We start from the raw sequence: 14436 nt of genomic DNA, 5'->3' as shown, positions 1-14436 counted from the left end.
CCGGCACCCCGTGCCGGCCCCCTCCCCGCCCCCCCCGCAGGAGACCGTCGCGATCTCACGGATCAGGTTTTTCGAGGGTCTCCTTCAGGGCGGCCTGCAGCCGCGCATGCATCCTGACCAGGCCCCGCCACAGCACCACCGCCACCGCCACCACCAGCACCACCAGCGACAGGGCGATCCCGCGCGGTGGCAGGATCGCCGAACTGAGTCCGCTGACCAGCAGCGCCAGCGCCAGCAGCGTGGCCAGCGGGATGACCCGCGCCAGCACGTTGCGGATTGCCTGCGTGTACGAGCCCGCAAACCGCTCGCGGATGCCGAGCTCCGCCAGCACCATGCCCAGCGCCTCGGCCTTGCGGTACACGGCGATCAGCATGGGCAGCGACAGGAACAGCGCGCAGGCCCATATCAGCGTGTGGCGCAGTTCCCGATCGATGCCGAGCTTCGAGAACCAGCTCCAGTTGTGCGCATTGACGTAGGCACCGACGATGAACAGCGCCACCACCAGCAACACGTTGATGCCGATGTGCCAGAGCAGGCGGCGGAAGATGGCCGCGATGGCCGCGTTTTCGTTGACCGGCTTGAGGTTCTCCAGCCAGCCGTTGTAACTGTTCGCCAGCAGGATCAGCGAGCGCGGCGTCACCCGGCGCAAGCCATTGGCCAGGCTCTCGGCGGACCGGTTCAGGTACGGCGACGCGGCCATGCACAGCACGGAAACGGCCACCGCGATCGGGTAGATGAAATCACTGACCACGCCCAGCGAAAGTCCAAGCGTGGCAATGACGAACGAGAATTCGCCGATCTGCGCCATGCCCAGGCCCGAGCGCAGCGCCGTGCGCGGATCGTGGCCCACGATGAAGATGCCCAGGCTGCAGGCCAGGGTCTTGCCGACGATCACCACGGTCGCGATGAGCAGGGCCGGCAAGGCGTACTGCAACAGCATCGCGGGATCGATCTTCAGCCCGATCGCCACGAAGAACAGCGCCGCGAACATGTCACGCAACGGCTCCACCAGATGCAGCACCCGCCCCACGCTGCGCGATTCGGCCACCACCGCGCCGGCCAGAAAGGCACCCAGCGCGACACTGAAACCCATCCACACCGCGAACAGGCTGGCGCCGAAGCAGATGCCGAGCACGCTGACCAGCAAGGTCTCGTCGCGATCGAAGCTCGCCACGTAATCGACCAGGCGGGGCAGCAGCAGCAGGCCCAGGATCATTCCCACGATCACGAACAGGCCCAGGTGCCCGACCAGGGCCAGCGCCGTGTCGGCCTGCACCGAGCCACCGATCGCCACCGCCGTGAGCAGGGTCAGCATCACGATGGTGAGCATGTCCTCGGCCACCAGCAGGCCCGTCACCAGTTGCGCGAACTTCTGCTGGCGCTGCCCGGACTCGGCCAGCGTGCGCGTGGCCACCATCGTCGAGGACAACGAAATGATCGCGCCAAGAAACAGCGCGTCCGTGCCGGACCAGCCGAACAGACCGCCGATGCCATAGCCGATCCACAACATCAGCCCCACTTCCGCGACCGCCACGGCCAGCACGCCGATGCCGACCTCACGCAACTTGCGCACGCTGAATTCCAGGCCCAGGGTGAACATCAGCAGGACCACGCCGAGATTGGAAATGTCGTCGATGGCGCGCGCATCGCCCACCAGCACGCCCGGCGTATGCGGCCCGATCAGCACGCCCGCCAGGATGTAGCCCAGCAGCACCGGCTGCCGCATCCGCTGGAACACGATCGTGGTGGCGCCCGCCACGATCATCACGATGGCAAGATCACGAATGAAGCCGATTTCGTGCATTCATCAACTCTCTGGAACCCGAGGTATCGCTCCAGCTTAAACGAAGGAAAGGCGGCACTCGCCTGCGCGCAGGAGGGCATCGTCGACAAGCCGCCGCCCCGTGATCGAAAAGTGTGAAAAAAAGCTTGACGGAATTCCGGAGCGCACCTATTCTTCTCGGCTTCCAGCGGCGGGGCCATAGCTCAGCTGGGAGAGCGCCTGCATGGCATGCAGGAGGTCGGCGGTTCGATCCCGCCTGGCTCCACCAACTTGAATTGTCCCCATCGTCTAGAGGCCTAGGACACCACCCTTTCACGGTGGACACCGGGGTTCGAATCCCCGTGGGGACGCCAAGTTGGCTCGCACAGCTGGAAGAAGCAACACAATGCGGAGTGGTAGTTCAGTTGGTTAGAATGCTGGCCTGTCACGCCGGAGGTCGCGGGTTCGAGTCCCGTCCACTCCGCCACTATTCAAGCAAAAAGCCCGCCTAGTGCGGGCTTTTTGCTGCGTGGTGATTTTGCGCGCTGCTGCGTGTGCGCAGGAACCAGGAAGGCGGCCCCATGATCGAGGCCACTACTTCCGAGCGCCCTCGCTCGACTGCGGCTGCGGCTGCGGCACCAGCGTGCCGACGGAATGGCCCTGCTCGACGAGGTATTCCAGCCAGCGCGACAGGAATCCGTTCATCCGCAAGCGGTGCTGAAACACCGAATGCGCCGGCGGAAACGGACCCAGCACCTGCCACAGGTGCCGCCCGGGGTGGCAATGCAGCGCCTCGGCCACATGCGCGTCGGTATACATGCGCAACTGTGCCGACGGCGCACGCCTGCCAGTATCGATGTCGACGAAATCGTAGGTGAGTTCCAGTTCCAGCGTGTACGGATGACGCTCCTGCACGGAAAGGTGGACGTCGAGACCGTCGTCCACGTTCGACACATAACGCCCCGGCGCCAGCTGCTGTGGCTGAAACAGTCGGGTCAGGCGATGGTAATTCTCGGCGTACAGCCCCATCAGGAACTCGAATCGTCCCGGTAGCAGGCTGCGGCGGTTGTCCAGTACGGCACTCATCGGGGATGCACGAACTCCAGTGGGCGGGCCAGGGTTTTCAGAACATGGTTCGTTCGATGCCGAAGCGATCGAAGATCTTGCTGGCGATCTCCTCGATCGACACATGGGTGGTGTTGAGGCTGGGAATGCCGGCCTGGCGCATCAGGCGATCGGCCTGCTCCAGCTCCCAGCGGCATTGCTGCAAGGTGGCGTAGCGGCTGCCGGCGCGGCGCTGTTCGCGGATCTGCGCCAGGCGCACCGGATCGATGGTGAGGCCATACAGCCGATCCTTGTACGGACGCAGACGCGCCGGCAATTCGAGCTTCTCGAGGTCGTCGTCGGTCAGCGGATAGTTGGCGGCGCTGACTCCGTAATGCAAGGCCATGTAGAGACAGGTCGGCGTCTTGCCCGAGCGCGACACGCCGACCAGGATCAGGTCCGCCTCGGCATAGTTCACGTCGATGCCGTCGTCATGCGACAACGCGTAGTTGGTCGCGTTGATGCGCGCCTCGTACTTGTCGAAATCGACCATGCCATGCGACCGGTTGACCGCACCCGAGCGCTTGGTGGACAGCTCCTCCTCGAGCGGGCCGATGAAGGGCGCAAACACGTCCAGCATCAGCGCGCCGCTGGCGGCGACGATCTCGCACAGGGCGCGTTCGGCCATGGTGTTGACCACGATCGGACGCTGGCCGGTCTGCGCATAGTTGGTCTTGATGCGCAGCGCGGCAGCCTCCGCCTTGTGCGCGTTGTCGGTGAAGGGCAAGCGGTGCTTGTCGAACTGCACGCCTTCGAACTGCGCCAGGATGCTGTTGCCGATGGTCTCCGCCGTGATCCCGGTGGAGTCCGAAATGAAGAATACGGTTCGATGCATGCGTGGCCCTGATGGCGGATGGCGGATGGCGTCTGGCCGCACCTTAGCAGGTTGCGGCATGCATTCTGACGCGTCCACAACCCGGTGAACCGGCACGACATCGGCTCGATCGCCACCGCCAACCCGGCTGCCAGAAATTTACCGCCAGCTGACTGGTATCGGGTTGGAATGGCATCTGCCTGCAATGGTCTTCTTGTGCTGCGCACCATCCGCAGCGGACAATACCAGTTCTTTGCAACCCGCTCCGGGCCTGCATGTCGCGTCCATTCCACTCTTCGCAACGCTTCCTCAGAAGGAGACACCCTTGAACGATCTGGTGCTTTGGCTCGACCAACTGCGCATGACTGACCTGGGCAAGGTTGGCGGCAAGAACGCCTCGCTGGGCGAGATGATCGGCAACCTGGCCAAACTGGGTGTCTCCGTGCCGGGTGGTTTCGCCACCACCGCCGACGCGTTCCAGCAGTACCTGGAAAAGAGCGGCCTGGCCAAACGCATCCAGGAACGGCTCGCGTCGCTCGATGTCGACGACGTCGACACCCTGGTCGCTGCCGGCAAGGAAATCCGTGGCTGGATCGTCGACACCGCCCTGCCCGCCGAACTCGAACAGGCGATCCGCGCGGCCTACATCAAGCTTTGCAAGGACGCCGGCGCCGACGACATCGCGGTCGCGGTGCGCTCCTCGGCCACCGCCGAAGACCTGCCCGACGCCTCGTTCGCCGGACAGCAGGAAACTTTCCTCAACGTGGTCGGCATCGACGACGTACTGCACAAGGTCAAGGAAGTCTTCGCGTCGCTGTACAACGATCGCGCGATCGCCTATCGCGTGCACCAGGGCTTCAAGCACGAGGACGTGTTCCTGTCCGCCGGCGTGCAGCTGATGGTGCGCTCGGACGTGGGCGCCTCCGGCGTGCTGTTCACGCTGGATACCGAGTCGGGTTTCCGCGACGTGGTATTCGTCACCGGTTCGTATGGCCTCGGCGAGATGGTCGTGCAGGGCGCGGTGAATCCCGACGAGTTCTACGTGTTCAAGCCCACCCTGCGCGAAGGCAAGCCGGCGGTGCTGCGCCGCAACCTCGGTGCGAAGCAGTTGCGCATGGTCTACTCCATCGCCCCGGGCGAACGGGTCAAGACCGAAGACACGCCGGCCGACCTGCGCAACAGGTTCTGCATCAGCGACGAGGACGTGCAGGAGCTGGCTCGCCAGTCGCTGATCATCGAGAAGCATTACGACCGGCCGATGGACATCGAGTGGGCGAAGGACGGCCACACCGGCAAGATCTACATCGTGCAGGCACGCCCGGAGACGGTGAAGTCCCGTTCGCACGCCACCCAGCTCGAGCGCTTCCATCTCAGCGAGAAGGGCAAGGTGCTGGCCGAAGGACGCTCGATCGGCCAGAAGATCGGCGCGGGCAAGGCGCGGGTGATCCGTTCGCTGTCCGACATGAACAAGGTGCAGGCCGGTGACGTGCTGATCGCCGACATGACCGATCCCGACTGGGAGCCGGTGATGAAGCGCGCCTCGGCCATCGTGACCAACCGCGGCGGCCGTACCTGCCACGCGGCGATCATCGCCCGCGAGCTGGGCGTGCCCGCCGTGGTCGGCACCGGCAATGCGCTGGAGCTGATCCCCGATGGCGCCGACGTCACCGTGTCCTGCGCCGAAGGCGACACCGGCACGATCTACGAAGGCATCCTGAAGTTCGAGCGGATCACCGCCGACCTGGGCGACATGCCCGAGGCGCCGCTGAAGATCATGATGAACGTGGCCAACCCCGAGCGCGCGTTCGACTTCGGCCAGTTGCCGAACGCCGGCATCGGCCTGGCTCGCCTGGAAATGATCATCGCCAGCCACATCGGTGTGCATCCGAAGGCGCTGCTGGAATACGCCAGGCAGGACGCCGAGACCAAGGCGAAGATCGACGAGCGCATCGCCGGCTATGCCGGTCCGGTCGAGTTCTACGTCGACCGCCTGGCCGAAGGCATCGCCACCATCGCCGCCTCGGTCTATCCGAAGCCGGTGATCGTGCGCCTGTCCGACTTCAAGTCGAACGAATACGCCGGCCTGCTCGGCGGCTCGCGCTACGAGCCGCACGAAGAGAATCCGATGATCGGCTTCCGTGGCGCCAGCCGCTACGTCGACCCGAGCTTCTCCGAGGCGTTCGGACTGGAGTGCAAGGCGGTCAAGCGCGTGCGCGAAGTGATGGGCCTTGCCAACGTGTGGGTGATGATCCCGTTCGTGCGCACGCTCGGCGAAGGCCGCAAGGTCATCGACGTGCTGGCGAAGAACGGCCTCAAGCAGGGCGAGCACGATCTGAAAGTGATCATGATGTGCGAAGTGCCGTCCAACGCCCTGCTCGCCGACGAGTTCCTCGACATCTTCGACGGCTTCTCGATCGGCTCCAACGACCTCACCCAGCTCACCCTGGGCCTGGACCGCGATTCGTCCATCGTCGCCAGCTTGTTCGACGAGCGCGACCCGGCGGTGAAGAAGCTGCTGGCGATGGCGATCAAGACCGCGCGCGCCAAGGGCAAGTACATCGGCATCTGCGGTCAGGGCCCGTCCGACCATCCGGACCTGGCCGAATGGCTGATGGAACAGGGCATCGAATCGTTGTCGCTGAATCCGGACACGGTCGTCGATACCTGGCTGCGCCTGGCCAAGAAGAAGGCCGACTGAGGACGATGTCGGCCATCCGCTGACGCGATTTGCCATGCAGTGCAGCAAAAGGGCCGGACTCATCCGGCCCTTTTGCTGTCTGGCGCTCCCGACTTGATACGCCGGATCAAGCCCGTGCACGGCCCGCAAGGATCGCCGGCTTCAACGCCCCCTTCCCGCAGTCATCTCTTCGGCATCTTGCACTGCAGCTTGCCCGCCCTGCGGCCCACCGGTAGCTTCCATACACGTGTTTCAATCCTTGATTTGAAGCAGGCGTCAGCTACCTGGCTGGGCCATCACGGGGCAAGCTTCTTGAGTCCGACGCAGCGAACCAATCCCAGTGACACCCGCAAGCGGCTGCTCGAGGCCACCGAGTGGCTGTTCATCGAGGGTGGCTACGAAGCGATGTCGCTGCGCCACATCACCGCCAGGGCTGGTGCGAACCTGGCCGCGGTGAACTACCACTTCGGCAGCAAGGAGGCGCTGGTCCAGGAGCTGTTGTCGCAACGACTGGATCGCCTCAACCGCGAGCGGCTGCAATTGCTGAGTGCGTGCGAGCGCCAGCGACCGGAAGGTCTGGATGCCCGCGCCGTGCTGGCCATGCTGTTCGTGCCGGCTTTCCGGCTCAGCCATGGCAGCGCCTCGGGACCGGCCTTCATGCGCTTGCTGGGCCGGGTCTACAGCGACCCCTCGCCGTTCATCCAGGATTTTCTGCAGCAGCATTACCGATCGATTTCCGGGCGCTTTTTCGAGGCGTTCGCGCGCGCCCTGCCCACGCTGCCCCGGGGCGAACTCGGACTGCGCCTGCATTTCGCCCTGAAGGCGCTGTCCGGCATGCTGGCCGGGGAAGACATGCAGCAACTGATCGCCAGCATCAGCAAGGGCGAGGCCATCAACGACACCGAACTGCTGGCGCGCCTGATCTCGCTGGTGTCCCCCATCCTCACCGCCCCGTCTGGAAACACGGAGCAGATCAAAGTGATCGAGCAGGTGTTGCAACAGGATCAGGTGACAGCCGAAGCCACCCGCACGACACCACCGGCCGCCGATACGGATTCACGGCGCCAGGGCATTCCGCCATCCACCCTCTGGATCCAGGACGGGAGGCCTGCGTCCTGACCAAGCGACACCGTGCCACCTTCCCGATACGTGCTGCCCCATCATCACCACACAAAACCAGAAACCATCGCCGCGGATGCGTCCCATCCCGGACCTTTTTGTCACAGGAGAACCCACGTGGACCGTCAAACCTTGCAAAACCTCTCCCGTCTCGGCACCAAGGCCAGCCTCGCCCTGGCCGTTGCCGGCGCACTCGCCATGCCGCTGGGCGCGCAGGCCGGTTCCTTCCAGCTGCCCACCGACAACGCCGCTGGCTGGGCGCGCGCCAATGCGGGCGGCTCGCTGTTCGCGAACGATCCGACGGCGGTCTACAACAATCCGGCGGCGATGGCGTTCTTCGACGGCACCCTGGTCCAGTTGACCGGCACCGGCATTCGCCCCAGCGCCAAGTTCGAAGGTTCGTTCCAGGACCAGCAGGGCAACCCGACCACCGGCAACAACCCGGATGGTTTCGGCAAGTTCATTCCGTTCCCGAACATGGCATTTGCCACCAAGGTCAATGACCGTCTGGCACTCGGTGCCAGCGTCACCGTGCCCTACGGCCTGGTCAGCGAGTACAACCCGACCTGGCAGGGCCGCTACTTCGGCACCAAGACCAGCGTGCAGTCCATCGCGCTGAGCTTCTCGGCCGGCTTCAAGGTCAACGACCAGTTCTCGATCGGTGCGGGCATCGTCGGTCAACGCACCAAGGCGCAGCTCAACACCATGCTCGATCCCTACGGTTCGGCTGCCGGCCTGCTGGGCGCGCCCATCCTGGGTGCCCCGCAGAGCGGCGACGTGCAGCTCAACGTTGACGTGAAGAAGAAGTTCGCCTTCGGCTACTTCGCGGGTTTCGAATTCAAGCCGACCGCGCGTGACAGCATCGGCTTCAGCTATCACTCCGAGATCAAGCAGACCCTGAGCGGCAACTACGCCATGTACGGCAGCCAGGCCTCCAAGGATCTGATCGCGCTGGCTCCGGTGGTTTTCCCCAACGCCGGCCTGCCCGCGCTCAACGGCGATGGCGACAAGGCCAGCGCCGAATTCAACATGCCGGCATTCGCCAGCCTGGACTGGCTGCATGCATTCAATGACAACTTCAGCGTTGCCGCTGGCGTGAAGTGGACCGACTGGTCCAACTTCAAGCAGCTGACACTGACGTCCAACGGACAGACTCTGGTCAGCCTGCCGCAGGCATACAAGAACGTCTGGGTCTACTCGATCGGTGGCGACTACAAGTTGAACTCGCAGTGGACGCTGCGCGCCGGCATCGGCTACGACGAAAGCCCGTCCAACATCATCAGCCGCGACCCGCGCATCCCCGACGGCTCCCGTCGCCTGCTGGGCTTCGGCCTCGGTTATCAGGCCTCTGACAAGTTCGCGGTGGACTTCGGCTATCAGCACCAGTTCGTCAGCGATGCCCGGGTCAAGCAGACCAACCAGGCTGCCTTGGGCTACGGCACCATGGACGGCAAGTTCAAGGACCACGGTGACGTCGTCAGCCTCACCGGCACGTATCGTTTCTGATCACGTTGCCCAACAGGAAAAAGGGGCCGCGAAAGCGGCCCCGTTTTTTTGTGCCATCACCGGTCCGCGCTTCAGCGCGAACGCACGATCAGGATCGTGACGTTGTCGTCGCCGCCGCTGTCCAGCGCACACAGCAGCAGCTGGTCGACGCACTCCTGTGCCGAGAGGTCGGCGCGGGCCATCTTCTGCGCGATGGTGGTGTCGCTGACGCCTTCGGTCAGCCCGTCGCTGCACAGCAGGAAGCTCATGCCGGGCTCGAGCTTGCCCCGCGCCATGCCGATGTGCAGTTGCTCGATGGCGGTGACACCCAGCGCCTGAGTGAGCACATTGCGTTGCGGATGTTCCGCCGCCTGCGCCGGGTCCAGCTGTCCCGCCTCGACCAGCGCCTGAACCAGGGAATGATCGTGGCTGACCTGCCGCAGGCCCTGCTTCCACTGGTAGATCCGGCTGTCGCCGACCCAGGCCACTTCGTGGCTGTCACCCTCCACCCGAAGTGCGGCAATGGTGGTCCCCATGGGCAGGATGTCGAAGCTGTCGCGGGCGCACTCGAGCAGGCTCCCGGCCGCGCCACGCACGGCCTCCAGCAGGCTGCTCCCCTCCCTGACCTGCTGCACGACCTGATCGCGCACCAGCGCCGAAGCGACTTCGCCATGCTGGTGGCCTCCCATGCCGTCGGCCACCAGGAACAGGCCCAGTGAAGCATCGGCATAATAAGTGTCTTCATTGCGCGTACGACGCAGGCCGACGTGCGTTCCGTGTCCGAATTCGATCATGGGTATTCAATGGAGGCGAGCCGTAGCAGCATGCCGGAAGACAAGGTTGTTGTCACGGCAAGTTCGCTCGCGTATGATTCCCGGCTCGCATGAGCCACCATGCAACGCACCGGAGAGGTGGCAGAGTGGTCGAATGTACCTGACTCGAAATCAGGCGTACGTGTAAGCGTACCGTGGGTTCGAATCCCACCCTCTCCGCCAGAAAAGCAAAACGCCCCCTCGTGGGGCGTTTTGCTTTTCTGGCGGTGACGGCTAGGTGAGAGCCCACCGGGGTTACTCGGCGCATCCTGCGCCTCGCCCTGCGGGCCATCGGCTATGCCGATGTTCGACTACGGCATCCTGCCTTCGTCGTCGACAAATTTGCCAGGAGCTTGTTGGACAGCCGCAGGCTGGCCCCGTAGCGCGCAGCGCGAAGGGGTTCGGCCCAAGGATGGGCCGAACAATCCCACCCGCGCGGCGCCGCATCGTCCTTCGCACGCGCCTTGCTTTTCCGGTAGTAACACGGCAGTGGGAAATCGACCAGGGTTAACCGCTACACCCCTTACCCCGCCAACCAATCAAGCTCCCCGCCAAACACTCACCCCACCCGCACTCTTGTCCAGCGCATCCAGCCTCTGCTCGTGCAGGACCAGTTCTTCCGGCGATGCGTGCAGGACCCGTGGCCGCGCATGCAGCACCACCGGCGCCACAACCATCACGTCATGCTGCTCGGCGGCGCCTTCGAAACCCAGGTCGAACGCCACCTGCCCGGATGTCATCGCCAGATAGACGTCGGCCAGCAACTGGGCATCGATCAGGCCGCCGTGGAGGTCGCGGCGGGAGTTGTCGACGCCCAGGCGCTTGCACAACGCATCGAGGCTGTTGCGCTGGCCGGGATAGCGCTCGCGGGCCATCGCCAGCGTATCCAGCACCGTGCAGCGGTCGCCGATCCTGCCGGCGCCGTTGCCCAGCCGCGCAAGCTCGGCATCGAGAAAGCCGATGTCGAAACTGGCGTTGTGGATGATCAGCTCGGCGCCATCGATGAAGGCCAGGAACTCCTCCACCACCTCGGGGAAACGCGGCTTGTCGAGCAGGAACTCGTCCTCGATGCCGGTGACCAGGCGGGCGCCTTCATCAATGGCCCGGTCCGGATTGAGGTAGGTCTGGTAGTGCCGGCCGGTGAGCCGGCGCTCGACCATTTCCACACAGGCGATTTCCACCAGCCGGTGTCCCTGGCGGACTTCGAGGCCGGTCGTTTCGGTGTCGAGGACGATCTGCCTCATGCCCGGCCCTTCATCGACTCGGCCTGCTCGCGCGCGGCCTGGTCGACCCGTTCGTTCTCGGCGTGGCCGTTGTGGCCCTTCACCCATTTCCAGCGCACCTGATGGGCGCCGACGGCATCGGACAGGCGTTGCCACAGGTCCTGGTTCTTCACCGGCTTCCTGTCCGCGGTGCGCCAGCCATTGGCCCGCCACTTCGGCATCCATTGTTCGATGCCCTGCATCACGTAACGGGAATCGGTAGTCAGGATGACCTGGCAGGGCCGGGTCAGGGTCTCCAGCGCACCAATCGCCGCCATCAACTCCATCCGGTTGTTGGTGGTGGCCGGCTCGCCGCCGGCAACCATGCGCTCGCTGCCCCTGGCGCGCAGCAGGGCGGCCCAGCCACCGGGTCCGGGGTTGCCCAGACATGCGCCATCGGTAAAGGCTTCCACTTCACTCATCGTCTTTTGCAATTCCTGAAAAAATCTGGAGCGACGCGCCACGGCGCGCCGCCGGAGAAAGCTGGCCGTTCGCCGGCACCCGCACCTGTTGCGGGAGCAAGCGCAGCAGCGTCACGGATCGCCGGTGCTTCCGCGCCACCAGCAGGTAACCTCCACCGAACACTCCGGCAGGGCTGCGCCGCGGCGCGGCAGCGCCCGGCCAGATGCTGCCGATCCGTAGCACCCGCTCGACCAGCAGGCCGTCGCGCTCAAGGCGGTGGCGCAGCCGCCACGGCATCTGCAACGCCGGCGACCTGCCGCGGGCGTGCCAGCGCAACCACGCCGACCAGCAACCCAGCGGATGCACGCCGGTCAACGCCAGCGTGCCACCGGGCGCCAGCACCCGAACGAGTTCATCGAGCAACGCGGCGGGATGCGATGCCAGTTCCAGCGCCTGCCGCACCAGCACAAGTTCGAATGCATCGTCGACGAAAGGCAGCGGTTCGTCTGCCCTGGCACGCAGGTCGCCATCGTAGCCGCCGTCGCTCACCGCCAGCGAGGTCCAGCAACCCAGCAACGGCAAGGCCGGCCGGGGATACCGGGGGGATGCATCCAGCAGCAGCCCATGCGTGCCGACACAACGCTGCAGCCCCGGCTTCAATGCCTGGCTCTGCTCTTCCAGCAAACGAAGCATGGGTGGGCTGGAGTAGACCTCGTCATCGCGATGCTGCATGCAAACCGGTCCGGCATCTGTTGCTTTACACAGTGTAACGGTTGCGGCCATGACTCAGCAGGTCGCTCGTCGAGCGGAACTGCCGCACACAGCTGAACGGTCGACCGGGTACTTAACGACTGCCTAACGAGTCCGCCGTAGCGTCAATTTATAGTCGACCGCTTAAAGCGCGCCCGGGACGGCCGCGTCTGTCGTTCCACAACAAGTTCCCACGCCCTGGGGACTTTCCCAACGCAGCGGATCCCTCGTGCACCTCCTTCCGTTACCGGCCCTGGCCGACAACTACATCTGGCTGTTGCATGACGACGACGGAAACGCCGTCGTGGTCGACCCGGGCGATGCAGCCGTTGTGGAACAGGCGCTGACGGCGCGAGGGCTGCGGCTGCGCGCGATCTTGCTCACCCATCATCACCCCGACCACGTCGGCGGGATGTCCGCCCTGCGTGCACGTCACGGGGTCCCTGTCCACGCACCGGTTCACCCGGATATCGGGCAGCCTTTCCAGCCGGCGATCGATGGCGATCGCATCGAGCTGAGCGCGCCATCCATCCAATTCGACGTCATCGCGGTTCCGGGGCACACCCTCAGCCATATCGCCTTCGTGGGAGCCGGCCTGCTGTTCTGCGGCGACACCCTGTTCAGCATGGGCTGCGGCCGCCTGTTCGAAGGCACGCCGGCGCAGATGCTTGGCTCGCTGGATCGCCTGGCGCAACTGCCCGCCGACACGCTGGTCTGTGCCGGACACGAATACACCGAGGTGAACGGACGATTCGCGTTGGCCGTCGAACCGGCCAACGCCGAACTGGCAAGACGAATGCAGGACGTGGCCAGCCTGCGCAAAAGCTCCCGTCCCACCCTGCCGGTTCGGCTTGGCAACGAACTGGCCTGCAACCCCTTCCTGCGCGTCGACACCAACGGTGTCGTTGACTGGGCGCAGCGGCAAGGCTGCGGCGGAGATCGCGTGGCGCGCTTCGCCGCCCTGCGCCATGCCAAGGACGATTTTCGCGCATGAAGCTGGCCATCCGAATCCTGCCGGCGGCCCTCTGCGCACTGTTGGCGGCATGTGCCAACGCACCGTTGCAGCCGGCTGCCGGTCCCGTCGAAATCCCCTCTTCCGCACCTGCACCGCTGCCACCGGTGCCGGACATCGAATCACCCGCAGCACAGCCAGCAGGCGCCGATGTCTGGACACGACTGCGTGGAAGCTTCGCGATGCCGGGCTGCGACGCCGACCCGGCCGTGCTGGGATGGGCCAGGCAATACACGCGCCATCCGAAACAATTCGAGAGCCAGCTGCAAGCGGTGTTGCCACGCCTGGTCTACGTGCAGAAAGTGGCCGAAGACTACGACGTGGCCGGCGAGTTCGTGTTGCTGCCATGGGTGGAAAGCCACTTTCGTCCGATTGCCGCGCGCAAGCATCGTCCCGCCGGCATGTGGCAGCTGATGCCGGTCACCGCCGGGTCGCTGGGACTGCGCGTGGACCGCCACTACGACGGCCGCCTCGACGTACCGGCCTCGGCCAATGCCGTGATGAAACTGCTGGAGCAATATCACAAGCAGTTTGTCGACTGGCGGGTGGTCGACTATGCCTACAACGCGGGGGAGTTCGCCATCCGCAAGGCCATCAGGACGCATGGCACGCCACCCGAACAGCCGGCGATTCCCCGGCTGCCGGTGCGCAAGGTGACCCGCGAACACCTGACCAAGTTGCTGGCGATCGCCTGCGTCGTGCGCGAGCCGGCCCGCTTCAACGTCAGCTTGCCGACCTTGCCCGGCGAGCAGCGTCTGGTCCAGGCCGATGTGCCGCACGCGATGTCGATGGCGCAGGCTGCCGATCGCGCCGGCATGACGCTGGACGCACTGAAGCGGCTTAACGGGGCGTTCGGCAGCAACATGGTCGATACCGCGGCCGCTTCGTATCTCATGATGCCCGCGGCACATGCGCGCCGTTTCAATGACGTTCCGCTCGAGCTTGCCGACAGCAACAACGGCGGCGACCTGCTGCGTGCGCCTCCTGCCGATACTCCGGCGCCCAGCTCCACGGGCGACGCAAGCCTGCTTCGGAAGCACACCGTCAAGCGCGGCGACAGCCTGTGGCAGATCGCGCGCACCTACGCGGTCAGCGTGGACCAGCTCAAGCGCTGGAACCATCTCGGCAACCACTCGCTGAAGCCCGGTCAGACGCTGCAGATCAGCGCTCCGAACTGACGCCATCGCGGACCGGCCTTCCCGGGCACGGGGCCGCATTGTCCGGAACAGGAAAAGGA

Annotated in this window: 12 protein-coding genes and 4 tRNA genes; 9 read left to right on the top strand and 7 right to left on the bottom strand. The window is 65.0% G+C overall.

All coding sequences use genetic code 11. From position 1 onward, the window contains the following. Nucleotides 1-55: 55 nt before the first annotated feature. A complete protein-coding gene (locus ABNK63_RS07600; protein ID WP_350017082.1) occupies nucleotides 56-1804 on the bottom strand; it encodes a cation:proton antiporter in 1749 nt (582 codons plus the stop codon). 171 nt (nucleotides 1805-1975) lie between these two features. Between ABNK63_RS07600 and ABNK63_RS07595 the strand changes: the two genes are divergently transcribed. From ABNK63_RS07595 to ABNK63_RS07585, 3 genes are all read left to right on the top strand, one after another. Next, nucleotides 1976-2051 (top strand) — tRNA-Ala (locus ABNK63_RS07595). A 9-nt stretch (nucleotides 2052-2060) separates the two neighbouring features. Beyond that, nucleotides 2061-2136 (top strand) — tRNA-Glu (locus ABNK63_RS07590). A 36-nt stretch (nucleotides 2137-2172) separates the two neighbouring features. Further along, nucleotides 2173-2249, top strand: a tRNA-Asp gene (locus tag ABNK63_RS07585). A 107-nt stretch (nucleotides 2250-2356) separates the two neighbouring features. On the opposite strand, the gene ABNK63_RS07580 is transcribed toward ABNK63_RS07585, so the two are convergent. Continuing rightward, a complete protein-coding gene (locus ABNK63_RS07580) occupies nucleotides 2357-2848 on the bottom strand; it encodes a DUF1249 domain-containing protein (RefSeq protein WP_350017081.1) in 492 nt (163 codons plus the stop codon). Nucleotides 2849-2885: 37 nt separating this feature from the next. Continuing rightward, nucleotides 2886-3701: a pyruvate, water dikinase regulatory protein gene (locus ABNK63_RS07575; RefSeq protein WP_007805301.1), complete on the bottom strand. Its 816-nt coding sequence runs from the start codon at nucleotides 3699-3701 to the stop codon at nucleotides 2886-2888. 304 nt (nucleotides 3702-4005) lie between these two features. Here ABNK63_RS07575 and ppsA point away from each other — a divergent pair, with 304 nt between their 5' ends. The 3 genes from ppsA (at nucleotide 4006) to ABNK63_RS07560 (ending at nucleotide 8982) form a co-directional block, all read left to right on the top strand. Beyond that, nucleotides 4006-6378, top strand: a complete 2373-nt coding sequence (ppsA, locus tag ABNK63_RS07570; RefSeq protein WP_350017080.1) for a phosphoenolpyruvate synthase — start codon at nucleotides 4006-4008, stop codon at nucleotides 6376-6378. Nucleotides 6379-6669: 291 nt separating this feature from the next. Continuing rightward, complete coding sequence (locus ABNK63_RS07565; protein WP_350017079.1) at nucleotides 6670-7476, top strand: TetR/AcrR family transcriptional regulator; 807 nt, start codon at nucleotides 6670-6672, stop codon at nucleotides 7474-7476. Nucleotides 7477-7593: 117 nt separating this feature from the next. Continuing rightward, entirely contained in the window at nucleotides 7594-8982 is a 1389-nt protein-coding gene (locus ABNK63_RS07560) for an outer membrane protein transport protein (RefSeq protein ID WP_007805297.1), read from the top strand. Between the two features lie 71 nt (nucleotides 8983-9053). Here the strand turns inward: ABNK63_RS07560 and ABNK63_RS07555 are convergent, their stop codons facing one another. Then, entirely contained in the window at nucleotides 9054-9755 is a 702-nt protein-coding gene (locus tag ABNK63_RS07555; protein WP_007805295.1) for a protein phosphatase 2C domain-containing protein, read from the bottom strand. Between the two features lie 111 nt (nucleotides 9756-9866). On the opposite strand from ABNK63_RS07555, the gene ABNK63_RS07550 reads away from it, so the two are divergent. Then, nucleotides 9867-9956: transfer RNA gene (locus ABNK63_RS07550), tRNA-Ser, on the top strand. A 356-nt stretch (nucleotides 9957-10312) separates the two neighbouring features. Here the strand turns inward: ABNK63_RS07550 and dnaQ are convergent. From dnaQ to ABNK63_RS07535, 3 genes are read right to left on the bottom strand one after another with little or no spacing between them, the layout of a single operon-like run. Next, on the bottom strand, nucleotides 10313-11017 hold the full coding sequence (dnaQ, locus tag ABNK63_RS07545; RefSeq protein ID WP_007805293.1) for a DNA polymerase III subunit epsilon: 705 nt from the start codon (nucleotides 11015-11017) through the stop codon (nucleotides 10313-10315). Further along, the gene (gene rnhA, locus ABNK63_RS07540) at nucleotides 11014-11457 is read right to left on the bottom strand and encodes a ribonuclease HI (protein WP_350017078.1); all 444 of its coding nucleotides are present in this window, start codon (nucleotides 11455-11457) and stop codon (nucleotides 11014-11016) included. Before rnhA ends, dnaQ begins: the two co-directional genes overlap by 4 nt. After that, complete coding sequence (locus ABNK63_RS07535; protein WP_007805289.1) at nucleotides 11450-12169, bottom strand: methyltransferase domain-containing protein; 720 nt, start codon at nucleotides 12167-12169, stop codon at nucleotides 11450-11452. Before ABNK63_RS07535 ends, rnhA begins: the two co-directional genes overlap by 8 nt. Nucleotides 12170-12416: 247 nt before the next feature. Here ABNK63_RS07535 and gloB point away from each other — a divergent pair, with 247 nt between their 5' ends. Next, nucleotides 12417-13181 (top strand): hydroxyacylglutathione hydrolase, encoded by a 765-nt coding sequence (gene gloB, locus ABNK63_RS07530; RefSeq protein ID WP_350017077.1) that lies wholly within the window; start codon nucleotides 12417-12419, stop codon nucleotides 13179-13181. Nucleotides 13182-13381: 200 nt separating this feature from the next. Continuing rightward, entirely contained in the window at nucleotides 13382-14377 is a 996-nt protein-coding gene (locus tag ABNK63_RS07525; RefSeq protein ID WP_350017076.1) for a transglycosylase SLT domain-containing protein, read from the top strand. Nucleotides 14378-14436 lie beyond the last annotated feature (59 nt).

The sequence above is a fragment of the Rhodanobacter sp. IGA1.0 genome (assembly GCF_040208325.1).
Lineage (GTDB): Bacteria > Pseudomonadota > Gammaproteobacteria > Xanthomonadales > Rhodanobacteraceae > Rhodanobacter > Rhodanobacter spathiphylli.
Note: the sequence above shows the minus strand (reverse complement) of the source record. Positions and strands in the feature narration are given on the sequence as shown.